This is a genomic window from Streptomyces hygroscopicus subsp. hygroscopicus, assembly GCF_030269125.1.
Taxonomy (GTDB): domain Bacteria; phylum Actinomycetota; class Actinomycetes; order Streptomycetales; family Streptomycetaceae; genus Streptomyces; species Streptomyces hygroscopicus_C.
On sequence record NZ_BSSM01000008.1, the window covers coordinates 335,410 to 359,260 of the forward strand.

Annotated in this window: 22 protein-coding genes, 2 rRNA genes and 1 riboswitch; of the genes, 11 read left to right on the top strand and 13 right to left on the bottom strand. The window is 71.2% G+C overall.

Annotated features, from left to right (window positions below):
- Nucleotides 1-435: 435 nt before the first annotated feature.
- From QSK45_RS20215 to QSK45_RS20260, 10 genes are all read left to right on the top strand, one after another.
- Nucleotides 436-1,023, top strand: a complete 588-nt coding sequence (locus QSK45_RS20215) for a hypothetical protein (protein WP_285558827.1) — start codon at nt 436-438, stop codon at nt 1,021-1,023.
- 218 nt (nt 1,024-1,241) lie between these two features.
- Nucleotides 1,242-1,448 (top strand): DUF5999 family protein, encoded by a 207-nt coding sequence (locus QSK45_RS20220; protein ID WP_285558884.1) that lies wholly within the window; start codon nt 1,242-1,244, stop codon nt 1,446-1,448.
- Between the two features lie 155 nt (nt 1,449-1,603).
- Nucleotides 1,604-2,134 carry a universal stress protein gene (locus QSK45_RS20225; protein ID WP_285558829.1) on the top strand — a complete coding sequence of 177 codons (531 nt, stop codon included), beginning with the start codon at nt 1,604-1,606 and terminating at the stop codon, nt 2,132-2,134.
- A gap of 109 nt (nt 2,135-2,243) precedes the next feature.
- Nucleotides 2,244-2,801: a hypothetical protein gene (locus QSK45_RS20230; RefSeq protein ID WP_285558830.1), complete on the top strand. Its 558-nt coding sequence runs from the start codon at nt 2,244-2,246 to the stop codon at nt 2,799-2,801.
- A 315-nt stretch (nt 2,802-3,116) separates the two neighbouring features.
- Entirely contained in the window at nt 3,117-5,075 is a 1,959-nt protein-coding gene (locus tag QSK45_RS20235; RefSeq protein ID WP_285558832.1) for an APC family permease, read from the top strand.
- A 22-nt stretch (nt 5,076-5,097) separates the two neighbouring features.
- On the top strand, nt 5,098-5,493 hold the full coding sequence (locus tag QSK45_RS20240; protein WP_285558834.1) for a TOBE domain-containing protein: 396 nt from the start codon (nt 5,098-5,100) through the stop codon (nt 5,491-5,493).
- Between the two features lie 582 nt (nt 5,494-6,075).
- A complete protein-coding gene (gene modA / locus QSK45_RS20245; RefSeq protein WP_285558836.1) occupies nt 6,076-6,897 on the top strand; it encodes a molybdate ABC transporter substrate-binding protein in 822 nt (273 codons plus the stop codon).
- Complete coding sequence (modB, locus tag QSK45_RS20250; RefSeq protein ID WP_490993590.1) at nt 6,894-7,733, top strand: molybdate ABC transporter permease subunit; 840 nt, start codon at nt 6,894-6,896, stop codon at nt 7,731-7,733. The genes modA and modB overlap by 4 nt, the downstream gene beginning before the upstream one ends.
- A 61-nt stretch (nt 7,734-7,794) precedes the next feature.
- Complete coding sequence (locus tag QSK45_RS20255) at nt 7,795-8,868, top strand: ABC transporter ATP-binding protein (RefSeq protein WP_285558838.1); 1,074 nt, start codon at nt 7,795-7,797, stop codon at nt 8,866-8,868.
- A 28-nt stretch (nt 8,869-8,896) separates the two neighbouring features.
- Nucleotides 8,897-9,313 (top strand): TOBE domain-containing protein, encoded by a 417-nt coding sequence (locus QSK45_RS20260; RefSeq protein WP_285558840.1) that lies wholly within the window; start codon nt 8,897-8,899, stop codon nt 9,311-9,313.
- Nucleotides 9,314-9,383: 70 nt separating this feature from the next.
- On the opposite strand, the gene gcvP is transcribed toward QSK45_RS20260, so the two are convergent.
- The gene (gene gcvP, locus QSK45_RS20265) at nt 9,384-12,269 is read right to left on the bottom strand and encodes an aminomethyl-transferring glycine dehydrogenase (RefSeq protein ID WP_285558841.1); all 2,886 of its coding nucleotides are present in this window, start codon (nt 12,267-12,269) and stop codon (nt 9,384-9,386) included.
- Between the two features lie 176 nt (nt 12,270-12,445).
- Nucleotides 12,446-12,541: riboswitch (glycine riboswitch) on the bottom strand.
- A 119-nt stretch (nt 12,542-12,660) separates the two neighbouring features.
- On the opposite strand from gcvP, the gene QSK45_RS20270 reads away from it, so the two are divergent.
- On the top strand, nt 12,661-13,029 hold the full coding sequence (locus QSK45_RS20270; RefSeq protein WP_285558842.1) for a PRC-barrel domain-containing protein: 369 nt from the start codon (nt 12,661-12,663) through the stop codon (nt 13,027-13,029).
- Here the strand turns inward: QSK45_RS20270 and QSK45_RS20275 are convergent.
- From QSK45_RS20275 to QSK45_RS20330, 12 genes are all read right to left on the bottom strand, one after another.
- Nucleotides 12,954-14,414 carry a DNA polymerase IV gene (locus tag QSK45_RS20275; RefSeq protein WP_285558843.1) on the bottom strand — a complete coding sequence of 487 codons (1,461 nt, stop codon included), beginning with the start codon at nt 14,412-14,414 and terminating at the stop codon, nt 12,954-12,956. The two genes, QSK45_RS20270 and QSK45_RS20275, sit on opposite strands and share 76 nt — an antisense overlap.
- A gap of 91 nt (nt 14,415-14,505) precedes the next feature.
- Nucleotides 14,506-15,150, bottom strand: coding sequence for a MerR family transcriptional regulator (locus QSK45_RS20280; protein WP_285558845.1), 645 nt, complete (start codon nt 15,148-15,150; stop codon nt 14,506-14,508).
- Nucleotides 15,151-15,423: 273 nt separating this feature from the next.
- Nucleotides 15,424-15,897, bottom strand: a complete 474-nt coding sequence (locus QSK45_RS20285) for a bifunctional nuclease family protein (protein ID WP_030833746.1) — start codon at nt 15,895-15,897, stop codon at nt 15,424-15,426.
- Between the two features lie 87 nt (nt 15,898-15,984).
- On the bottom strand, nt 15,985-16,722 hold the full coding sequence (ftsR, locus tag QSK45_RS20290; RefSeq protein WP_285558850.1) for a transcriptional regulator FtsR: 738 nt from the start codon (nt 16,720-16,722) through the stop codon (nt 15,985-15,987).
- Between the two features lie 42 nt (nt 16,723-16,764).
- Complete coding sequence (locus QSK45_RS20295) at nt 16,765-17,595, bottom strand: FHA domain-containing protein (protein WP_285558852.1); 831 nt, start codon at nt 17,593-17,595, stop codon at nt 16,765-16,767.
- Nucleotides 17,596-17,785: 190 nt separating this feature from the next.
- On the bottom strand, nt 17,786-18,739 hold the full coding sequence (locus QSK45_RS20300; RefSeq protein WP_285558854.1) for a DUF881 domain-containing protein: 954 nt from the start codon (nt 18,737-18,739) through the stop codon (nt 17,786-17,788).
- A gap of 4 nt (nt 18,740-18,743) precedes the next feature.
- A complete protein-coding gene (locus QSK45_RS20305; protein WP_003988855.1) occupies nt 18,744-19,076 on the bottom strand; it encodes a small basic family protein in 333 nt (110 codons plus the stop codon).
- Nucleotides 19,073-20,008, bottom strand: coding sequence for a DUF881 domain-containing protein (locus QSK45_RS20310; RefSeq protein ID WP_285558856.1), 936 nt, complete (start codon nt 20,006-20,008; stop codon nt 19,073-19,075). Before QSK45_RS20310 ends, QSK45_RS20305 begins: the two co-directional genes overlap by 4 nt.
- A gap of 221 nt (nt 20,009-20,229) precedes the next feature.
- Nucleotides 20,230-22,725 carry a mannose-1-phosphate guanyltransferase gene (locus tag QSK45_RS20315; protein WP_285558858.1) on the bottom strand — a complete coding sequence of 832 codons (2,496 nt, stop codon included), beginning with the start codon at nt 22,723-22,725 and terminating at the stop codon, nt 20,230-20,232.
- Nucleotides 22,726-22,839: 114 nt separating this feature from the next.
- Nucleotides 22,840-23,448, bottom strand: coding sequence for a cardiolipin synthase ClsA (gene clsA, locus QSK45_RS20320; RefSeq protein ID WP_285558860.1), 609 nt, complete (start codon nt 23,446-23,448; stop codon nt 22,840-22,842).
- A gap of 108 nt (nt 23,449-23,556) precedes the next feature.
- A 5S ribosomal RNA gene (gene rrf, locus QSK45_RS20325) occupies nt 23,557-23,673 on the bottom strand.
- Between the two features lie 72 nt (nt 23,674-23,745).
- Nucleotides 23,746-23,851, bottom strand: a 23S ribosomal RNA gene (locus QSK45_RS20330); the annotation flags it as partial.

A 23,851-nucleotide genomic window follows, 5' to 3' on the forward strand; every position in this document is an offset into this window, starting at 1 on the left:
TCCCGGCGGCACATTCACGGGGCATGCCGCGGGCGCACCTTCGGGTGCCCCGAACGCGTCGTGAAAAACGCCGATGACTTTCGGCCGTCCGCGCGCGGAGTGTAGGACGAGGTCAACGCCGCGTGACCACCCGGAAACCGGGAGGAATTCCGCGAATCGGCGACCTGTTTCCGCCTTGTGGCGCTCCCCGCAATGGGATAGATGAAACACCGCCTGAACACACGTCGTATAAACTTCGTCCACAAGGCGGAAGGGTGGCGCCCTCGGTCCTGGTCCTGCCGCATTCCTGCCGCTCCGGTTGACGGGCGGCGGAGCGAGCCGCACCCTCGTTCTTCACCGACCCGGCCCTCACCTCTCCGGCCTTCCGTGAGCAGACAGCGCCGTCCGCCCCACCTCCCTCGCGCCCCGCGCCTGTCGAACGAGAGGCGACCCACCATGCCGCTTCACATTCCCCCTGCCCCCGCGCCCGCCCTGCGCTCCGTCCTCGCCGCCCTGGGCTCGCCCACCGCGGTCCGTGAGGCCCGCACCCCCTCCCTGCGCGCCGCGCAGGGCCCCGCTACACCCGAACTCCCTTTGCCGGTCCATGTGTTGGACCGGATCTCTCCGCAGGGGCTGTCCGCCACCAGGCTCGCCGGCTGGCGGTTCCTGATCCGCTGCGGCGACCGGGCGGTGGCCGCGGCGGAGACCATGCTCACCCCCGACGGCTGGGCCTTCTCGCACTTCTTCGAGGGCCCCTACGTCGCCTCCACCGAGCTGGCCCTGAAGCAGGCGGAGTCGCTGCAACAGCCTTACCAGCCGCGGCTGTTGTCGGTGCCGGGCCTCTACATGCTCACCCTGTGGCTGCACGGCGACACCACCGCCGACGGCGCGGAGGGGCATCCGGCCGCCACCGATCTGCTGGTGCCGCTCGCCCCGGCACCGCCCGGCATCGCGGCGCATCTGCCGCACCCGGTCGCCGATCTGCTCCCGGTACTGACCCTGCGCGCCACCCGGCTGCCGCTGCTCGAGTCACCTGCGGCCTGACCCCGGGCCACCGACGGACTAGTCCGCTCCGGCCAGGTCGAACCACCCGAATTGACAGGGTAGTTGGGCTGAACCGTCCGCCCGGGTGACGCGTCCTCAACCTGTGGGGAGCGGTGCCTCGAAATCCCTGCGGAACACCGCCCGTGGGGCAACACTGGGTTCCGACCGACTGCATGACGGGGGATGCCATGACCACCACAGAGCGAGAGATCCCACCCATGTGCCAGCACCAGCCACCGTGCCCGCCAGCCGAGTCCGCCGACCGGGAGTCCGCCCGCCTGGTGGCGCACCACCCGGAACAGGGATGGAGCCTGCTGTGCAACGGCGTCCTGCTCTTCGAGGACACCGGTGAGCTGCTGCCCGACGGCCGCGTCATCGCCCCGCACCGCCCGCTCGGCGCGGACGAGGTGATGACCGCCGCCTGACCGCGGCGGCGCCGCGAGGACGGCGAGGACCCGAGGGGCCGGCCGCACCCACCCGGTGCGCGACCGGCCCCGACGCGTCTCCGGCTGGTCGTATCCCCGCCACGGAGGTGGGATGGAGGGAGACGGCGCGGGACACCGGTGAGGAACGGTGAGTCATGTCCGGTTACGACGCCTCGGTGGTCGCACGTGTGGTGGTGGGGGTGAGCGGCTCCCTGGGCAGCGTCGCGGCCCTGCGGTGGGCCGGCGCGCTCGCCCGCCGGCTGGGGGCCGAGCTGTGGCCGGTGCTGGCCTGGGAGCCGCCGGGCGGTGATCCGGCCGGGCGCCGCTCGCCCGCGGCGGCCGTGCCCGCCGAGGAGTGGCAGCGGCTGGCCGGGGGCCGGCTGGTCGCTGTCCTGGAGGAGGTCTTCGGCGAGCGGGGGCCCGGCGTGCCGATGCACGCCCTGGTCGTCCGCGGCACCCCGGGCCGGGCGCTGGTGGCGGTCGCGGACCGGGAGAACGATCTGCTGGTGGTGGGCGCGGGCCGGCGCGGCCTCCAGCGCGCCTTCTCCGGCCGGGTCTGCCGGCACTGCCTCGGCCACGCCTGCTGCCCGGTCCTCGCCGTACCGCCCTCCCCGCTGGAGTCCCAGCTGCTCACCGTCCACCGCCGCAACGCCTGGCATCTGCCCATGGACACCCGGGGGCTGTGAACCCCTTCGGGTGCGGCGCGTAGGAGTTGCGTCAAGAAGGCGGGCCGCGCCGTCAGGGCTCCGTCAAGGCGTCGTGCCGCCCCGCCCGCGGCTGTCTACCGTCGATGCCATGGAGCACGGCGACGACACACGGCCCCGGGTGACGGGCCCGCATCCGCCACCCGCCGGGGCCGTCGCGCACGACGGCGAGTGGGCCGGCGAGGTGCGCACCGCCGTGCGCTGCGCCGCCGCGCTGTTCGCGCTGCTGCTGTGCGTCGACGGGGCGGCCGGCTCCCTCACCTGGTGGCGGGGCCTGCTGTGGTGCGCCCTGGCCCTGCTCCTCTTCCTCGTCCTGTACCCGGCCAGGGTGTCCGCCGGTGACGGCTGGCTGGCCAGCAGGCGCCTGCTGCGCACCCGCAGGGTCCACACCGGTCTGCTCGTCGCGGTCCGCCCGCTGGACGGCGTCGCCCGGCGCCTGGTGCTGTGCGACCTGCTGGGGAACCGGGTGGAGATCGACCCGGAGGTACTGGCCCGCAACCCCGTCCTGTGGCGCCGGCTGGACGAGGGCGTCCGTGCGGCCCTGGCGGGCGGCACCCTGCGCTGCGGCACCACCGCTCTCGCCGAGCTGGCCCGCCGCCTCGACCGCGAGACGGCCCTCGCGGTGTTCCGGGCGTCCGGCCTGGAGTGAGCGTGCGAGGGACGACCTCGGCTCCCGGTGGACGCGGGCGACTCGCCTCACCGCGCACCCGCGCGAGGAGCGATGACACTCGGTGTCCGCTGGTCCCTCGGAGGTGCCCCCGGCCACTCGTCCGGCCCAGCTCCCGGTGATCCCCTCCGGCCTCGGCTTCTTGATGCGGCCTTGACGGCACCGCGCCATTCTTAACGCAAGATTGACGCCTCCCCGCCCCGGATCCGGAGGCCCAGGCGTCACGCTCTGCATACGCTGGTGCCGCCGTCCGTGTGATGGCCGAAAAGAGCTGAGCCCCACATCAGGAGCACACCGATGGCCACGACCGAACGCCCTCCCAGTACCGGCCGCCTGCGCGCCTGGATGCTGGAGGGCCTGTCCGACATGGGCAAGAGCGGTGGCCACACCGGACCGCACGCCCAGCCCGAGCCTCCGCACAAGGGCCAGCGCTGGTGGCGGGTGATGTGCCTGACCGGTGTCGACTACTTCTCCACCCTCGGCTACCAGCCGGGCATCGCCGCGCTCGCGGCCGGCCTGGTCTCCCCCATCGCGACCATCGTGCTGGTGCTCGTCACCCTGGCGGGCGCGCTGCCGGTCTACCGGCGCGTGGCCGAGGAGAGCCCGCACGGCGAGGGCTCCATCGCGATGCTGGAGCGGCTGCTGTCCTTCTGGAAGGGCAAGCTGTTCGTGCTGACCCTGCTCGGGTTCGCGGCCACCGACTTCCTGATCACCATCACCCTGTCCGCCGCCGACGCCTCCACCCACCTGGTGGAGAACCCGCATCTGACGAGCGCCCTCCAGGGCAAGCAGATGCTGATCACGCTGCTGCTCGTGGCGCTGCTCGGCGCGGTGTTCCTCAAGGGCTTCCTGGAGGCGATCGGGGTCGCGGTCGCCCTGGTGGGCGTCTATCTCACGCTCAACCTGGTCGTCGTGATCGTCGGCCTGTGGCACGTGCTCACCGCCGAGCACGTGGTCACCGACTGGACCAACGCGCTGACCGTGCAGCACGGGAACGTGTTCGTGATGATCGGCGTGGCCCTGATCGTCTTCCCGAAACTCGCCCTCGGCCTGTCCGGGTTCGAGACCGGCGTCGCCGTCATGCCGCACGTCAAGGGCGACCCGGGCGACACCGAGGAGCACCCCACCGGCCGGATCAGGGACGCCAAGAAGCTGCTGACGACCGCCGCCGTCATCATGAGCTGCTTCCTGATCACCAGTAGCTTCATCACCACGCTGCTGATCCCGGAGAAGGAGTTCCAGCCGGGCGGCTCCGCCAACGGCCGCGCCCTCGCCTTCCTCGCGCACCAGTACCTCGGCGGCGCCTTCGGCACGGTCTACGACGTCTCGACCATCGCGATCCTGTGGTTCGCCGGCGCGTCCGCCATGGCGGGCCTGCTCAACCTGATGCCGCGCTATCTGCCCCGGTACGGCATGGCACCCCACTGGGCGCGCGCGGTGCGCCCGATGGTCATCGTCTTCACGCTGGTCGCCTTCCTGGTGACCTGGATCTTCGACGCCAACGTCGACAAGCAGGGCGGCGCCTACGCCACCGGCGTGCTGGTGCTGATCAGCTCCGCGGCGATCGCCGTGACCATCGCCGCCCGCAAGGCGGGACAGCGCGGCTGGACGATCGGCTTCGCCGTCATCTCGGTGGTGTTCCTCTACACCACCGTCGTCAACGTCATCGAGCGTCCCGACGGTGTGAAGATCGGTGCCTGTTTCATCGTCGGCATCATCCTGGTCTCGCTGCTGTCCCGGCTGGCCCGCGCCTTCGAGCTGCGCGTGACCAGCGTGACGCTCGACCCGCTGGCGGAACGTTTCATCCGGGACATGGCCAGCCGCAAGATGCGGTTCATCGCCAACGAGCCCGGCCACCGCGACAAGGCCGAGTACCGCGACAAGATCGAGCAGATCCGCGCCGACAACGAGATGCCGGAGCAGGAGGACTTCGTCTTCGTCGAGGTCACGGTCACCGACCCGTCGGAGTTCGAGGCGGGCCTGACCGTGCGCGGCGAGGTCCTGCACGATCGCTACCGGGTGCTGACGCTGGAGTCCGCCTCCATCCCGAACGCCCTGGCCGCCCTGCTGCTGCACGTGCGGGACGTCACCGGCTGCACCCCGCACATCTACTTCGAGTGGACCGAGGGCAGCCCGTTCGCCAACTTCCTCCGCTTCTTCCTCTTCGGCCAGGGCGAGGTCGCCCCGGTCACCCGCGAGGTACTGCGCGAGGCGGAACCGAACCGGGCCCGCAGGCCGCGTGTGCACACGGGCTGAGCCGCGCCCTATCGTTCTCGGCATGCAGTCCTACACGATCGGCCAGGCGGCGCGGCTGCTCGGCGTCAGCCCGGACACCGCCCGCCGCTGGGCCGACGCGGGCCGGGTGGCCACCCATCGCGACGAGGCGGGCCGGCGGCTCATCGACGGCCGGGACCTCGCCGCCTTCTCCGTGGAGCTGGCCAAGGGCGGCAGCGGCGAGGAGGAGTCCTCGTACACCTCCGTGCGCAACGCCTTCCCCGGCATCGTCACCGCGATCAAGCTCGGCGACGTCGCCGCCCAGGTGGAGATCCAGGCGGGTCCGCACCGGCTGGTCTCCCTGCTGACCCGCGAGGCGGTCGAGGAACTGGGCCTGGAGGTCGGCGTGGCGGCGACGGCCCGGGTGAAGTCGACGAACGTCCATATCGACCGCGTCTGACCCGGCTCACGCCCGCCGCCCTGGCCCCGCCTCCCCCGTCCCGCGCAACCGCCGGCCCCGGTGCGCGGCACCGGCGTCCACGTCCACCCGGATCGCCGTGATCCGGCTGCTGCGACGCGCCCCGCGGCGGTCCTGCGGGCCGAGACCAGAGCCGCGTCGCGGCCTACCGGGTCGAAGCCGGGTCCCGCGGCGGCGGGCACGTCGTGCGGCCACGGCCCCGTGAAGCGAGGGTGCCGCACGACGCCGGTCGCGCCCCCGTACGGCCTTCCCGGCCGACCGTGCCGGACCTGCCACGCCGGCCCCGGCACCGGGGCGGTCGGACCCAGACGGCGAGAGCCTGGGCGCGGCGCTTCACCCCCGACCCGACCCTACCCGGCACCCCGCGCAGGCTCTCAGCGCGACCGCCGGCCTCGCGCCGCACAAACGCATCTGCGAGCCTTGACGCGCAAGATCGCCGCTCATGCGATGAAACCAGGTGCTTCCACCTTGCAGATGCGGCAGTATCATCGCGGCACGGCAGGTTCGTACGGCCGTGTGCCAGGGCGCGACAGTCGTTCCGCACAACCGAGGAGCAGAACCGTGATGACCCCTTCCGTGCGCCGGACCCGGCGGATGCTGCGCGTGGCCGGCGCGGGAGCCACCGCGCTGCTGGCCCTCAGCGCCTGCTCCTCGTCGCCCGCCTCCTCGAAGGACGCCTCGGCCGGCTCGGCATCCGGGTCCGCCAAGCCGTCCGGCACGGTCACCGTGTTCGCCGCCGCCTCGCTCCAGGAGAGCTTCACCGCCCTGGGCAAGGAGTTCGAGCGGCAGCACCCGGGCACCAGGATCAGCTTCGGCTTCGGCGGCAGCGACACCCTCGCCGCGAGCATCACCGGCGGTGCCCCGGCCGATGTCTTCGCCGCCGCCAGCCCCAGGACCATGGCGACCGTGACGGACGCCGAGGACGTGGCCGGTACCCCGGTCACCTTCGTCCGCAACCAGCTGGAGATCGCCACCCTGCCCGGCAATCCCCACAAGGTCGCCTCCCTGAAGGACCTCACCAAGCCCGGTCTGAAGGTCGTCCTGTGCGACAGGACCGTGCCCTGCGGCGCCGCCGCCCGAAAGGCCCTCGACGCCGGCCACCTCCGGCTGACCCCGGTCTCCTACGAGCAGGACGTCAAGAGTGCCCTGACCAAGGTGGAGCTGAAGGAGGCCGACGCCGCGGTGGTGTACAGGACCGATGTGCGCGCGGCGGGTGACAAGGTGGAGGGCGTGGAGTTCCCCGAGTCCGCCGAGGCCGTCAACGACTACCCGATCGCCCTGCTGAAGAACGCCCGCAACGCCGAGACCGCCAAGGCGTTCATCGCCCTCGTGCGGTCCGCCGAGGGCCAGAAGGTGCTGGGCGCCGCCGGGTTCCTCAGGCCGTGACCCCGCGCGACGAGCCCGGCACCGGTACGACCACCCGCCGCATCGGCACAGCGGGCCGCCGCGGCGTCCCCCTGCCGCTTCTCCTGCCCGGCGTCCTGGCCCTCGCCTTCCTCCTCCTGCCCCTGCTCGCGCTGCTCGTCCGCGCCCCCTGGCGCAGCCTGCCGCACCAGCTGACCAGCACGGAGGTGTGGCAGGCGCTCCAGCTGTCCCTGGTCAGCGCCACCGCGGCGACCGCCGTCAGCCTCGTCCTCGGCGTGCCGCTGGCCTGGCTGCTGGCCCGCACGGACTTCCGCGGGCGCGCCCTGGTCCGTGCCCTGGTGACACTGCCGCTGGTGCTGCCGCCGGTCGTCGGCGGTGTGGCCCTGCTGCTGGCCCTCGGCCGCAACGGCGTCGTCGGCAAGTGGCTCGACTCCTGGTTCGGGATCACCCTGCCGTTCACCACCACCGCCGTCGTGCTCGCGGAGGCGTTCGTCGCGATGCCGTTCCTGGTCATCAGCGTCGAGGGCACCCTGCGCGCCGCCGACCCGCGGTTCGAGGAGGCGGCCACCACGCTCGGCGCCTCCCGCTTCACCGCGTTCCGCCGGGTCACCCTGCCGCTGATCGCGCCCGGCGTCGCGGCGGGCGCCGTGCTGGCCTGGGCGCGGGCGCTCGGCGAGTTCGGCGCCACGATCACCTTCGCGGGCAACTTCCCCGGCCGCACCCAGACCATGCCCCTCGCGGTCTACCTCGCGCTGCAGAACGACCCCGAGGCCGCGATCTCCCTGAGCCTGGTCCTGCTGGCCGTCTCCATCGCGGTGCTGGCGGGACTGCGCGACCGATGGCTGACAGGAGTGTGACGTGACGGCAGGACGGCGGACGACACCCACGAAGCGGCCCCTGCCGAAGGACCCCGCACGGATGACCGACGCCCCGGCCCCTGGTGAGCCTGACCGACAGGGGCTCGACGCCCGACTCGTCGTGGAACGGCACGGCTTCAGGCTGGACGTGGCCCTGACGGCGGCGCCCGGGGACGTGGTCGCGCTGCTCGGCCCCAACGGCGCGGGCAAGACCACGGCACTGCGCGTCCTCGCCGGCCTGGAACCGCTGGCCGAGGGCCATCTGCGCCTTGACGGGGCCCCGTTGGAGCGCGTGCCGCCCGAGTCCCGCCCGGTCGGCGTCGTCTTCCAGGACTATCTGCTCTTCCCGCACCTGTCCGCGCTGGACAACGTGGCGTTCGGGCCGCGCTGCCAGGGCATGACCAGGGCGGAGGCCCGTGCGCGCGCCGCGGTCTGGCTGGAGCGCATGGGGCTCGCGGACCACGCTGCCGCAAGGCCCCGCCGGCTGTCCGGCGGCCAGGCCCAGCGCGTGGCCCTCGCCCGCGCCCTCGCCACCCGGCCCCGGCTGCTCCTGCTGGACGAGCCGCTGGCCGCGCTGGACGCCCGTACCCGGCTTGAGGTCCGGGCCCAGCTCCGGCGCCACCTGGCCGAGTTCGAGGCGGTCGCCGTTCTCGTCACCCACGATCCGCTGGACGCCATGGTGCTCGCGGACCGCCTCGTGGTGGTGGAGCACGGCCGGGTCGTCCAGGAGGGCGCCCCGGCCGAGATCGCCCGCCGCCCGCGCACGGACTACATCGCCCGGCTCGTCGGCCTCAACCTCTACCGGGGCGAGGCCGAGGGCCACACGGTACGGCTGGACGGCGGACCCTCGATCACCACCACCGAGGAGCTGTCCGGACCGGTCTTCGTGGCCTTCCCGCCCGCCGCCGTGACCCTGTTCCGGGACCGCCCGACCGGCGCCAGCGCCCGCAACCTGTGGCGCTGTGAGGTGGCGGGTGTGGAGACGCACGGCGACCAGATCCGCGCCGACCTCACCGGGGAACTCCCGCTCGCCGCCGACCTCACCACGGTGGCCGCCGCCGAACTCGGCCTGCACCCCGGTGCACCGGTCTGGGCGACGGTGAAAGCGACGCAGACCCACGCATACCCCGCCTGATCCCGCGGGCGCCCTACGGTGGGTGCCCATGACCCTGAGCATCCGCAACCAGCTCCCCGGCACCGTCACCGCCGTCCACCCGGGCGAGGCCATGGCCACCGTCGACGTCCACCTGGACGGCGGCCAGGACCTCACCGCGGCCGTCACCCTGGACGCCGCCGACATGGCCCTCACCCCCGGCATGCCGGTGCGCGCCCTGGTGAAGTCGACCGAGGTCTCCGTCGCCACCCACCTGGTCGAGGGCCTGTCGATCCGCAACCAGCTGCCCGGCGCGGTGGTCGGCCTCACCACCGGCGCCGTCATGGCGACCGTGCGGATCTCCGTCCCGGGCGGCGAGCTGACGGCGGCCATCACCAAGGACGCGGCCACCGAGCTGGGCCTCTTCGTGGGTTCCGACGCGGTGGCCCTGGTGAAGGCGACCGACGTGTCCCTGGCGACCGACTGAGCCGTGGGCGGCACGGGCGAGGGCCCCGCCCGGAGATCCGGACGGGGCCCTCGGCCGGGGCACGGCTCGGTCAGTCCTCGTAAGCGTCCAGCGGCGGGCAGGAGCAGACCAGGTTGCGGTCGCCGAAGGCCTGGTCGATGCGGCGCACCGGCGGCCAGTACTTGTCGGCCACCGAGACACCGGCCGGGAAGACGGCCTCCTCACGGCTGTAGGCGTGCGTCCACTCGCCGCCGAGCGCGCCCGCCGTGTGCGGGGCGTGGTGCAGCGGGTTGTCCTCCGCGGGCCACTCGCCGGAGCCGACCTTCTCGATCTCCCCGCGGATGGCGATCATCGCGTCGCAGAACCGGTCCAGCTCGATGATGTCCTCCGACTCGGTCGGCTCGATCATCAGCGTGCCGGCCACCGGGAAGGACATGGTCGGCGCGTGGAAGCCGTAGTCGATCAGGCGCTTGGCCACGTCGTCCACGCTCACGCCGGTCGCCTTGGTCAGCGGGCGCAGGTCGATGATGCACTCGTGCGCGACCAGGCCGCCGGGGCCGGTGTAGAGCACCGGGAAGTGCGGCTCCAGGCGCTTGGCGATGTAGTTCGCGGACAGCACGGCCACCTGGGTGGCCCGCTTGAGGCCCTCGCCGCCCATCAGGCGGACGTACGCCCACGAGATCGGCAGGATGCCCGCGGAGCCCCACGGCGCGGCCGAGACCGGGCCCAGGCTGGTCTCCGGGCCGGCCGCCGGCTGGAGCGGGTGGTTGGGCAGGTACGGCGCGAGGTGGGAGCGGACCGCGACCGGGCCGACGCCGGGGCCGCCGCCGCCGTGCGGGATGCAGAAGGTCTTGTGCAGGTTCAGGTGCGAGACGTCGCCGCCGAAGTGACCCGGCTTGGCGAGGCCCACCAGGGCGTTCAGGTTGGCGCCGTCGACGTACACCTGGCCACCGGCCTCGTGCACCCGGGCGCAGATGTCGGCGACGTGCTCCTCGAACACACCGTGCGTCGACGGGTAGGTGATCATCAGCACGGCCAGCTCGTCGCGGTGCTGCTCGATCTTGGCCCGCAGGTCCTCGACGTCGATCTCGCCGTCCTCGGCGGTCTTGACGACGACGACCTTCATGCCGGCCATCACGGCGCTCGCGGCGTTGGTGCCGTGCGCGGAGGACGGGATGAGGCAGACGGTGCGCTGCTCGTCGCCGTTGGCGCGGTGGTAGCCGCGCACGGCGAGCAGACCGGCCAGCTCGCCCTGGGAGCCGGCGTTCGGCTGGAGGGAGACCTTGTCGTAGCCGGTGACCTCGGCGAGGCGGTCCTCCAGCTCGTGGATGAGCGTGAGGAAGCCGGCGGCCTGCTCGGCGGGCGCGAACGGGTGCAGCTCGCCGAACTCGGGCCAGGTGATGGGCTCCATCTCCGTGGTCGCGTTGAGCTTCATGGTGCAGGAGCCCAGCGGGATCATGCCGCGGTCGAGCGCGTAGTCGCGGTCGGCCAGCTTGCGCAGGTAGCGCAGCATCGCGGTCTCGGAGCGGTACTGGTGGAAGACCGGGTGGGCGAGGTAGTCGTCACCGCGCAGCAGCGCCGCGGGCAGCGCGTCGGCGGCGACAGCGTCCAGCGCCTCGATGTCGGCCTCGACGCCGAAGGCGGCCCAGACGGTGGCCAGCCGCTCCCGGGTGGTGGTCTCGTCACAGGCCACGGAGACGTGGTCGGCGTCGGCCAGGTACAGGTTCACGCCCTTGTCCCGGGCGGCGGCGACGACCTCGGCGGCCCTGCCGGGCACGCGCGCAGTGACCGTGTCGAAGAAGGCGCCGTGCGTGATCTCCACGCCCCCGGCCCTCAGGCCCTCGGCGAGGAGGGTCGCGTAGCGGTGGGTGCGCCGGGCGATGGTCCGCAGGCCCTCGGGGCCATGGTAGACGGCGTACATGCCGGCCATGACGGCGAGCAGCACCTGTGCGGTACAGATGTTGCTGGTGGCCTTCTCGCGGCGGATGTGCTGCTCACGGGTCTGGAGGGCCAGCCGGTACGCCTTGTTGCCGTCGGCGTCGACGGAGACGCCGACCAGGCGGCCGGGCAGGCTGCGGGCGAACTTCTCGTGCACCGCCATGTAGCCGGCATGCGGACCGCCGAAGCCCATCGGGACGCCGAAGCGCTGGGTGCTGCCGACGGCGATGTCGGCGCCCAGCTCGCCCGGGGAGGTCAGCAGGGTCAGGGCGAGCAGGTCGGCGGCGACGGTGACGAGCGCGCCCAGCTCGTGGGCCTGCTCGATCACCGGCTTGATGTCCCGTACGGCACCGGAGGCGCCGGGGTACTGGACGAGCACGCCGTTGATGTCACGGGCGGCGATGTCGGCCGGGATGCCCGCGCCGAGGTCGGCGACGACGACCTCGACGCCGGTCGGTTCGGCGCGCGTCCGGATGACGGCGATGGTCTGCGGCAGGGCGTCCGCGTCGACCAGGAAGAGGCCCTTCTTGTTCTTGCCCATGCGCCGGGACAGCGCCATGGCCTCGGCGGCCGCGGTGCCCTCGTCGAGGAGGGAGGCGCCGGAGGTGGGGAGCCCGGTCAGGTCGGCGACCATGGTCTGGAAGTTCAGCAGCGCTTCCAGGCGGCCCTGGGAGATCTCCGGCTGGTAGGGCGTGTAGGCCGTGTACCAGGCCGGGTTCTCCAGGACGTTGCGCAGGATCACCGGCGGAGTGAAGGTGCCGTAGTACCCCAGGCCGATCATGGAGCCGAGGACCTGGTTGCGGTCGGCGAGCGAGCGCAGCTCGGCCAGCACCTCGGCCTCGGTCCGGGCGCCCGGCAGGTCGAGGGCGTCGGCGTTCTTGATCACATCGGGGACCGCGGCCGCGGTCAGCTCGTCGAGGGACCCGTAGCCGACCTGCGCGAGCATCTTGGCCCGCGCCTCCTGGTCGGGCCCGATGTGGCGCTGTTCGAAGGGGATGCCCGCTTCGAGCTCGGAGAGCGGAATACGATGGGCGGTCATGGCGGAGGCCTCCTGGTCTGACGCGACCTTCGAAGGGCACCACGGCGCGGGTGCCCGGACGGCCTCCCCCTCTGTCATCTCGACCTGAGAGCTTCACCGGGCGCCCGTCGGCACGCCGGCTTTCACCGTCGGTGAGAGCGGAAGCCGTCGACACCCGCCCTGCTTTCCAGAGTGACCTCGTCCGTGCGGTACGTGAGCCTGAGAGATTCCGGGGAGGATTTGCTCCTTCGGCGCCTCCGAGGTGGGTCGGAGGACTCTCCCGCACGGGGTCAGCAGCCGCATTCAGCCTACCAGCGAGGTCAACGGCCCGATCCTCAAGTGGCCGCCGCAGTGAATGTGCTCTTTCGTAGTGCTTACGGATGAGTTGCGACCAATTGGAGGGAGAGGGACCGTGCAGACCGACATCGATCCGCGCAACCTGATCGGCCGCAAGGCGTTCGACCGCAATGGCACCAAGATCGGCACCATCGACGAGGTGTACCTGGACGACGCCACGGGCGTCCCCGAATGGGCGGCCATACGCACCGGCCTCTTCTCCCGCGACGCCTTCGTCCCGCTGGAACCCAGCGAACTCGTCGAGGGCACCCTCCACGTCCCCTTCGACCGCTCCCTGATCAAGGACGCCCCCGACTTCGGCGTGGGCCGCCACCTCTCCCCCGAACAGGAACTCCAGCTCTACCACCACTACGGCCTCGACGTGGCTCCCGGCCCGGCTCCGGACCACGACTTCGGCAAGCTGGCCGGCTCCGAGGAGACATAGCCCTGCCGGCCCACCGCCCGGCGTTCCGGCTCGTTCCGCGTGACCGGGGCCGGGGGAAGAACCAGGGGCAGTGGGTCCGCCGGCCGGAGGGCGGGGTCGGTGACCAGGAAGGTCCGGATGCGTCCCGGAGGGGACTGGGGGGTCTCGAAGCGCACCGTCACCCGGCCCACCCCGCTCCCCTGGACCCACCCATGGCCGAACTCGGCGTGCAGGACGTCCTGGCCCGCGCGCCAGTGCGGGAGCCCGGGGGCGGGGGACGGAGCGGCCGGCTCGGGCAGCGGGTCGTCCGCGGCCGATACCGCCGGCGAGGGTCTCGCCGCCTGGGCGAAGAGGTCTTCCTGGGTGTAGTCGGCGAGCCCGGAGACGCCGACGCCGAGCAGCCGTACCCCACCCGTCGTGTCCACGGACTCCAGCAACCGCTCGGCCGCCTCCCGTACGACCGCCGGGTCGTCCGTGGGCCCCCGCAGCGTCTCGGAACGGGTCAGCGTCGAGAAGTCGTACCGCCGCACCTTCAGCACGATCGTCCGCCCGGACAGTCCCGCCTCGCGCAGCCTCCGCACGCAGCGGTCCGCGAGCCGCCGCACCTCGAGTCCGATCCGCGGCCGGTCGTGGATGTCCACGTCGTACGTGTCCTCGACCGACACCGACTTGGCCTCGCGTTCGGCCACCACGGGCCGTTCGTCCCGCGCGAGCGCCATGGCGTACAGCGCGTGCCCGTGCGCCTTGCCGACCAGTCGTACCAGTTCGTCCTCGCCCGCCTCGGCCAGCTCCTCCACGGTGGTTATCCCGGCCCGCCGCAGATGGTCGCCCGTGGCCGGGCCCACCCCCGGCAGGGTCCGCACCGACAGCGGCCCGAGCAGCGCCCGCTCGGTCCCCGGCTCGATGAGCACCAGGCCGTCCGGCTTGGCCCGCTCGGAGGCGATCTTCGCGAGCATCTTGGACGCGGCGAGCCCCACCGAGCCCGTGAGCCCCGTGACGGCACGGATGTCCTCGCGCAGCCGCACCCCCGTCCGCCGCGCCGATTCCGCGTCCGAGGCGGTGCCCGAGGCCGCCAGGTCCACGAACGCCTCGTCCAGGCTCAACGGCTCCACCAGCGGCGACAGCTCCCGCAGCAGCGCCATCACCTGCTCGCTGACCGCCCGGTACAGACTGAAGCGCGGCACCAGGTACGCGGCGTTGGGCGCCAGCCGCCGCGCCTGGGCCATGGGCATCGCGGAGTGCACCCCGAAGGCCCGCGCCTCGTACGACGCCGTGGCCACCACCCCGCGCGGCCCGAGGCCGCCCACCACGACCGCCTTTCCGCGCAGGCTCGGCTTGGACGCCTGCTCCACCGAGGCGTAGAAGGCATCCATGTCGAGATGCAGGATCGTGGGCGCGTTCCTCACGTCTCCGATCCTGCACCACGGCACTGACAACGCGACGGCGCCGGACGCCCGCCGCGTCGGGACAGCGCGTCAGGACTGGTTCACAAGGCTTTCAGACCGCCCGGTTGCGGCGCCGCGCCAGCTCGTCCGCCGGGTTGTGACCGACCAGCGTCTCGCCGGTGTCGACGCGCTCGCCGTGCAACTGGGACAGGGCGTTCTCCACGTCCCGCCACACCACGCCGACCGCGATACCGAAGATTCCCTGGCCGCCCTGGAGCAGGGCGTGGACCTCGTCCGGCGAGGTGCACTCGTACACCGTCGCGCCGTCGCTCATGAGCGTCATGCGCTCCAGGTCGCGGAAACCGCGCTCCCGAAGGTGCTGCACGGCCGATCGGATGTTCTGCAGCGATACCCCGGTGTCCAGGAACCGCTTGACGATCTTCAGGACGACGACGTCCCGGAAGCTGTAGAGACGCTGCGTGCCCGATCCGTACGCGGGCCGCACGCTCGGCTCGACCAGGCCCGTGCGCGCCCAGTAGTCGAGCTGCCGGTACGTGATGCCGGCCGCCGCACAGGCCGTGGGGCCCCGGTAGCCGATCTCCTCGGACGTCATGGATGCCGCCCCTTCGCCGCCCGGCACCGCCGTCGGCCGCTGCGGAGCGTGATCCACCGCGCTGCTGTGAACCGGGTACGGACCGCTCTCCCCGAAACCGCGCACGGGAGCACCCCCAGCCGTACCGTCGCCGCTGGTTCTCACGCCGACCTCCGTCCTTGACCTGCCTTCTCGACGGTAGGCAGTCACCAGGGGTGCGTCAACGATCGCCACACTCGGCACGCCGAGTGATAATCACCCAAGGAGTGGTTTCCCGTGTCCCACCGCGGGGAAAGGCTAGCCGAATGCCCTCGCGGGGACCCGTAGGACGCTCTCGATCGCCGCTGGCAATTGCCCGGGGAACCGGTCGCCGAGGACTCCGCACGGCACTCCGGGCGGAGCCCCGAGGCCACTCGTCGGCGGCCAGGCCGCCGGCCCTCACTGGTTGCTGCTGCCGAAGTCCTCGGGCGAGATCTGGTCGAGGAACTCGCGGAACTTCTCCACCTCGTCCTCCTGCTCGTCCGGGATGGCGATCCCCGCGTCGTCCAGCACCGTGTCGCTGCCGTAGATCGGCGTGCCGGTGCGCAGGGCCAGCGCTATGGCGTCGGAGGGGCGGGCGCTGACCTCGACCCCACTGGCGAAGACCAGCTCCGCGTAGAAGACGCCTTCCCGAAGGTCGGTGATGCGTACCTCGGTCAGCTCCTGGCCGACGGCCTCCAGCACGTCCTTGAACAGGTCGTGGGTCAGCGGCCTGGCCGGGGCCATGCCCTGCTGGGCGAAGGCGATCGCCGTCGCCTCCCCCGGACCGATCCAGATCGGGAGGTAACGGTCGCCCCCCACTTCGCGCAGGAGCACGATCGGTTGGTTGGAGGGCATTTCGACCCGGACACCTACGACATCGAGCTCGTTCACACAGCAACCCTAGGCCGTGCCCGGGATGTTTGGGTAGTCGGGCCGGGAACAGCTGCCCGATCCGGCCCCCGGCGGAGCACCACCGGGTCAGGGAAGACGCACGCCCAGGGCGGTCTTCACGAGCGCCGCGTGCAGCTTCATGGTGAGCGCGGCCAGCTCCTTCGTACGGGCCTCGGCGAGCGCTCTGGTCTGCGGGTTGCGGTGGCGCTTGAGCGGGGCCACCACCTGGTCGACCAGGCCGGCCTCCCGGTCGGCGGCGGCCTTCATCACCCGCAGGTGACGGGGCTCGATCCCGAAGCGCCCCAGTTCGGCCACGAGCGTGGCCACGGTGACGGCCTCCGCGTCGTACGACCCGTCCGCCAGCGGGACCAGGAGCCCGTACGACTCCCACTCCGCCAGCTCGGCGTCGCCGACGTCCGCGGCCGCCAGCAGTTCCGCCCGGCGGACCCGGGCCACCGTGGGCCCCTCCTGCACCTCCGGGGCGTCCTCCCCGGCGCGCTGGCGCCCGACCACGGGCAGCGGGACGGCCTCGCCCCGCTCCATGGCGTCCAGGTGCTCGCGGATCACCTTGAGCGGCAGATAGTGGTCCCGCTGCATTCTCAGGACGTGTCCGAGGCGCTCGACGTCACCGGCGCTGAACTTCCGGTACCCCGAGGGGGTCCGCTGCGGCTCGATGAGCCCCTCCGCCTCCAGGAACCGGATCTTGGAGATGGTGACTTCGGGGAACTCCTCGCGCAGCACGTTCAGCACCGTGCCGATACTCATCAGCCCACTGTCCCTGGCGGCGGTACCGCTTCCGGCACCGCCGCTCGGTGTTTGAAGCATGGACCTTCCCTGGGTTGCCCCCGGAGCCTGTCCGGAGGCGGGTCAGATGACCTGCCGGCTCGGGTAGAACACCAGCCGGTACTTGCCGATCTGCACCTCGTCGCCGCTCTGGAGGGCGACCTGGTCGATCGGTTCGCGGTTGACGTACGTGCCGTTCAGGCTGCCCACGTCGGCGACCGTGAACGAACCGTCCGGCGAGCGGCGGAACTCCACGTGCCGGCGCGAGACGGTCACGTCGTCCAGGAAGATGTCGCTCTGCGGGTGACGGCCGGCCGTGGTCAGGTCGCCGTCGAGCAGGAAGCGGCTGCCCGAGTTCGGGCCACGGCGCACCACCAGCAGGGCCGAGCCCGCCGGCAGCGCGTCCACCGCGGCCTGCGCCTCCGGCGACAGCAGCGGCATGGGCGTCTGCCCGGTCGCCTCCGCGTCGTAGGCCTCGAGACCGGAGATCGAGATCGTGGAGGTCGTCTCGGAGGCGCGCTCGGGCGAGACTCCGGGACGCAGCGGCGCACCGCAGTTGGAACAGAAGCGGGCGTTCTCCGCGTTGCGGTTACCGCACCTCGTACACACCAGGACCGACATGGACGGATCCTCCTGCCGCGGCTGCCCCGCCGGGGCATTGGACGCGTACGGGCCGGGAGCAAAGTCTCCACCCGTACTTGAGGTTGACGGTTGCCCGAAACCTATGCCGCCGGAGTGGGCAGGGTCAACTGACGGCGCGCCCTGGCCTCCCGAAATGTCACCGCCCGGACCAGCCACCTGATCCCGGAACAACGGCCGCTGACCCTGTGCGTCAGGCTGTGCGCGATGGCGGGCGGTCGCGTTCTCGCCACCCTCTCGCGCGCTCTTGCCGAACCACTTCGCAAACAACTTCACGGGCGATTCCCCTTGACCGAAACAGACCCGCCCGTGGGGCAGGACGAACCCTGATTGCCGACACCGGCCGACCCGGACACCCTCACAACGTCCGTGCCCACCAGACAGTTTCCACCACGCGTCACCTCGTCGGTGCGCCGACCCCCCGCAACCTCATGCCCCTGCGGGACCGGCCCCATGCACCGCCGGTTCACCGGGAGGACGACCGAGCGTAGTCAGGCTGCTTCGCCTGCCGCAAGGCGTCCACGACGATCTTGCCCGACTGTGTGACGGATACGGTGGCCTGCTCCTTCTCCAGAGTCTGCACCACGCCTCCCGGGATGTTCAGCGCCGGCTCGAGATCCTGCGGTTTGCCGATGACCTTGAAACGATAAGGGGCGTTGATCTTGTTCCCGTCCACGCTCACGCTCTTGCCCGCGTCCGCGAAGTAGGTGCCGGCCACCACGCGCACGCCGTTGACCTGGATCGCCTCCGCGCCGGCGGCGCGCAGCTCCTGGATGGTGTCGAGCAGCATGTCCGCCTGGACCGTCCCCTTCGTGTCCTCGATCGTCATGGTGATGCCGGGACCCTGGGCCGCCACGGTGCCCGCCAGGATGCCGAGTTGCCGTTCCTTCTCGGCGGTCTGCCTGCGTGCCTCCGCGGCCCGATCGGAACTGCTCTGGAGCTCCGACCGCTGCTTTTCGAGTCCCTGCTTCTCGTCCTCAAGACGCTGAGTACGCGAATCCAGTTCATCCAGGATGCGAACAAGATCTTCCTGGCGTGCGCCGCGCAGCGCGCTGTCGGTGTCGCTGTTGGACGCCACCTGCACGGCCAGGCCGAAACCGAGGCCGAACAGGAGCAGGGCGACTATGAGTTGGGGCCGGGTGACGCGCGGCGGCCACAGGCCCTGGACGAGCCGCTGACGGCCGGTCATCGCGTCGTCCGGCCGCGGAGCGGGCTCCCGCGCGGACCCGGGCGCCGGAGCGGGCACCTCGGCCGGCAGTTCCTTGCGCAGCCGGTCGCCCGGTCGGCCCGCGTGCTCGCCGTGCTCCCTGCCGCCGTGCGCGGGGCCGTGGTGTCCATGACCGTCGCGCCCGTGAGCGCCGTGCTCGTCGCGATGGTTCTCCTGGCCCTCGTGCTCGGGGCCGTGGTGCTGGTCGCTCATCGTCTCACGCCCGGAAGACGTGCCGTCGGATCGCCGCGGCGTTGGAGAAGATGCGGATACCGAGGACGACCACGACGCCCGTGGACAGCTGCGCGCCCACGCCCAGCTTGTCGCCCAGGAACACGATCAGGGCCGCCACGACCACGTTCGACAGGAACGACACGACGAAGACCTTGTCGTCGAAAATGCCGTCCAGCATGGCCCGCAGACCCCCGAACACGGCGTCCAGCGCCGCGACGACGGCGATCGGCAGATAAGGCTCCACGACCGCCGGAACCTCGGGCCGGACCAACAGGCCGGCCACGACTCCCACGACGAGGCCCAGTACGGCGATCACGATGTGCCCTTCTCCGTCTTCTTGTTCTTCTCGGTCTTGTCGGTGCTCTCGGTGCCCGGCTTCGCCGTTCGTACGATCACACTCGGCGCCGCGGGCAGCCGGACGTCGGGCTCGGTGGAGATGGTGGCGCGGATGCCGTAGTTCTGCTCCAGGGCGTGCAGATACAGCCCGTCGGCGCCGTTCTGGAAGCCACTGCTCAGCCGGGGCCCGTCACCCACCGCGAGCACGGTGTACGGCGGCACGAGCGGCCTGTTGTCGACCAGGATCGCGTCTCCCGCGGCCCTGATCGCCGACAGGGCGGTCAGCCGCTGTCCGTTGATCGACACGGCCTCCGCGCCCGACGCCCACAGCCCGTTGACCACGCGCTGCAGGTCACGGTCGCGCACCCGGCCGGTGTCGGAGAACCCGGCGGTCTCCCGCGGGTTGGTGCCGTCACCGCCGGTGCTGGCCTCCTTGGCGTCGTTCACGACGAGCTTGACGCCCGGACCGTGCACCTCGGTGGCGCCCGACAGCATGCCCACCAGGTCCGCCTCGGCGCTGCCGCCGCTCGACCTCAGCGCCGCGCGCTGGCGCGCGCTGACGTCGTCACGGAGCTTGTCGACGCTGCTCTGGAGCTTGTCCGCGTCCCCCGTCTCCTTGTCGACGCGGTCGATCAGCTCCTGGCGCTCCTTGGCCACCACGGGCGCCGCCACCCGCGCCTGTGCCGCCCCCACGGTCACCACCAGCGCCGCGAGGACGAGGCCGCCCGCGAGGCCCAGCTTCGCCCTCAGGGTCTTCGGCAGGCCGCCCTCGCCCCAGGACTTCTTCCGGGCGGCGGCCTCGGCGTACCCGTCGTCGAGGCTGTGGTCCATGACGTTGGTGATCAACGACATGGAGGCGTCCGGGCGGCGCGGCCGCGCGGCGCTGCTCCGAACGGGGGGTTGCTGCGGCATGCCGCACATCGTCGCATGTCGCGCGCCATACCTCCGAACGGCCCCACCAGCGTGCCGGACAGGCCCCCTTGGCGGACACTTGTCCGGCACGCGCACCTGCGGCGCTTTTGGGGCCCTGACCTGCTACGGGACGCTGCCACTCCAGGGCCCCGCCGATCCCGCCGCGGGATCGGGGAGCCCTGGAGCGATGTCGAAGCGGCCTTGGAGCAGCCCTGGAGCGGTTACCGTCCGGCGCTGTCCACGACGCCCGACCACTCGTCCAGCAGGGCCTGCGCGGAGGCGTCGTCCGGACCCTCGGCCCACAGGTGGGTGACCGCTTCGGCCGGATCGGGCAGCACCATCACCCAGCGCCCATCGGTCTCCACGACCCGCACGCCGTCGGTGGTGTCGACGGAACGGTCCCCGGCCGCCTCGACCACCCGGCGCATCACCAGGCCCTTGACCGCCCACGGCGTCGCCAGGTCCCGCTTCAGCACGTGCGCCCGAGGGATCCGCGCGTCGATCTGGCTCAGGGTGAGCTGGGTCCGCGCCACGAGCCCGATCAACCGCACGAACGCGGCCGTGCCGTCGAACACGCTACCGAACTCGGGGATGATGAACCCGCCCTTGCCGTCACCGCCGAAGATGGTGCCCTCCTCGCCACCCACACGAGTGAGGTCGTCCGGCGACGTCGTGGTCCACTCGACCTGGGTGCCGTGGTAGGCGGCCACCTGCTCGGCGATGCGGGTCGTGGTGACGGGCAGCGCCACCCGTCCGCTGCGCCGCTCCGCGGCCACCAGGTCCAGCATCACCAGCAGCGCCCGGTCGTCCTCGATGATCCGGCCCTTCTCGTCCACGAGCGACAGCCGCTCGCCGACCGGGTCGAAGCGCACCCCGAAGGCGGCGCCCGAGGACGCGACGATCTCACCGAGGCGCACCAGGCCGCTGCGCCGCATCTCGGCGGTCTCGGTGGGCCTGGCCTCGTCGAGGCCCGGGTTGATGGTCAGGGAGTCCACCCCGAGCTTGCCCAGCAGGCTGGGCAGCACCAGCCCGGCGCTGCCGTTGGAGGCGTCCACGACGACCTTCATGCCGGAGTCGGGGATCCCGCTGGTGTCGACGTTGCGCAGCAGCGACCCGGTGTACGAGTCGAAGACGCTGGACGGGAAGTACAGGTCGCCGATCTCACCGGGGAACGCCCGCCGGTACTCCTGGCGCGCGAACACCCGGTCCAGCTTCCGCTGGCCGCCCTGGGACAGGTCGGCGCCCTGTCCGTCGAAGAACATGATGTCGACGGAGTCCGGGACGCCGGGCGTGGTGCGGATCATGATGCCGCCGGCGCTTCCCCGCGCGGTCTGCTGGCGGGCCACCGGCAGCGGCACGTTCTCCAGGTCGCGTACGTCGATGGCGCTCGCCTGCAGAGCGGAGATGACCGCGCGCTTGAGCGCACGGGCGCCTCGGGAGTGGTCACGGGCGGTGGTGACCGTGGAGCCCTTCTTGAGCGTGGTCGCGTACGCCCCGGCGAGGCGGACCGCCAGCTCGGGCGTGATCTCCACGTTCAGGATGCCGGACACCCCGCGGGCACCGAAGAGATGCGCCTGACCCCGGGACTCCCAGATCACCGAGGTGTTGACGAAGGCGCCGGCCTCGATGGTCTTGAAGGGATAGACCCGCACGTTGCCCTGCACGATCGACTCCTCGCCGATCAGGCACTCGTCGCCGATGACCGCCCCGTCCTCGATCCGGGCGGCCCGCATGATGTCGGTGTTCTTGCCGACGACGCAGCCGCGCAGATTGCTGTGCTGACCGACGTAGACGTTGTCGTGGACGACGGCCTTGTGCAGGAAGGCGCCGCTCTTGACGACGACGTTCGAGCCGACGACGGAGTCCTCGCGTATCTCCGCGCCGGCCTCGACCTTGGCGTAGTCGCCGATGTACAGGGGCCCGCGCAGTACGGCGTCGGGGTGCACCTCGGCGCCCTCGGCCACCCAGACGCCCGGGGAGATCTCGAACCCGTCGATGTCGACGTTGACCTTGCCCTCAAGGACGTCGGCCTGGGCCTTGACATAGCTCTCGTGCGTGCCGACGTCCTCCCAGTAGCCCTCGGCGACAAAGCCGTAGATCGGCTTGCCCTCCTTCATCAGCTGCGGGAAGACATCGCCGGACCAGTCGACCGGAACATCGGCTTCTACGTAGTCGAAGACTTCGGGCTCCATCACGTAGATGCCCGTGTTGACGGTGTCGGAGAAGACCTGTCCCCAGGTCGGCTTTTCCAGGAAGCGCTCGACCTTGCCTTCCTCGTCGACGATGGTGATGCCGAATTCCAGGGGGTTCGGCACGCGGGTCAGACAGACCGTGACGAGCGCGCCCTTCTCCTTGTGGAAATTGATCAGCTCCGTGAGGTCGAAGTCGGTCAGGGCATCACCGGAGATGACGAGGAAGGCATCGTCCTTCAACGCCTCTTCGGCGTTCTTGACGCTTCCGGCGGTACCGAGTGGCTTCTCCTCATTGGCGTATGTGAGCTCCATTCCGAGCTCTTCGCCGTCACCGAAGTAGTTCTTGACGAGCGAGGCAAGGAACTGCACGGTGACGACGGTCTCGGTGAGCCCGTGCCTTTTGAGCAGCCGTAGCACGTGCTCCATGATCGGGCGGTTCACCACGGGCAGGAGCGGCTTGGGCATGCTTGAGGTCATGGGGCGAAGGCGGGTGCCTTCACCTCCGGCCATCACGACGGCCTTCATGTCGGAAGCGTCCTCCTCTGAGAGACGACGGTCTAGCCGACTTCACCCGTCCAGATTGTCCCGCACTTTTGCACCGCGGGCCATCGAGGCGTTACGTCAGGACAATCGCCGAGCTCAATCGGCCATGGCGTCCGCGCGGACCAAACGGCGGACTTGTACCACGTAGAGCACTCCTGCCCACCAGTAGAGCGTTGTACCCCACCCGGCGAACGCCCATCCGAAAACAGCGGCCAGTGACGCGATCCAACCACTTCCGTCGCTGAGGAGCAGGAGCGGGAAGGCGTACATGAGGTTGAACGTGGCCGCCTTCCCGAGGAAGTTGACCTGGGGCGGCGGATAGCCGTGCCGGCGGAGGATGCCCACCATCACCAGGAGCATCAGCTCCCTGGCGAGCAGCAGGGCGGTCAGCCAGACCGGGAGGATCTCCCGCCAGGTGAGGCCGACCAGCGTGGAGAGCACGTAGAGCCGGTCGGCGGCCGGGTCGAGGAGCCGGCCCAGGCTGCTGATCTGGTTCCAGCGGCGGGCGAGCTTGCCGTCCAGGTAGTCGCTGACTCCGCTGAAGGCCAGCACGAGAAGGGCCCAGCCATCGCTCTTCGGGCCCCCGAACTCCGGCCTGAGGATCAACCACAGGAACACCGGTACGCCGACGAGCCGCGCCATGCTGAGGATGTTGGGGATGGTGAGGACCCGGTCCGTCTGGACACGGGTCTCCTGGACCTCCACCCGGGGGCCTCCTGTGGGAAACGAGCCAACGATGCTCCCTGACTTTACCCCAACGCAAAAAAGCTCCGGCTCTCGGGCAGGTGCCCAAGAGCCGGAGCTGTAAAAGGAGTTCGGCGGCGTCCTACTCTCCCACAGGGTCCCCCCTGCAGTACCATCGGCGCTGAAAGGCTTAGCTTCCGGGTTCGGAATGTAACCGGGCGTTTCCCTAACGCTATAACCACCGAAACACTATGAAACTGACAACCAACACAATGGCCGCTCGTGGTTTCAGAACCAACACAGTGGACGCGAGCAACTGAGGACAAGCCCTCGGCCTATTAGTACCGGTCACCTCCACCAGTTACCTGGCTTCCAGATCCGGCCTATCAACCCAGTCGTCTACTGGGAGCCTTACCCCATCAAG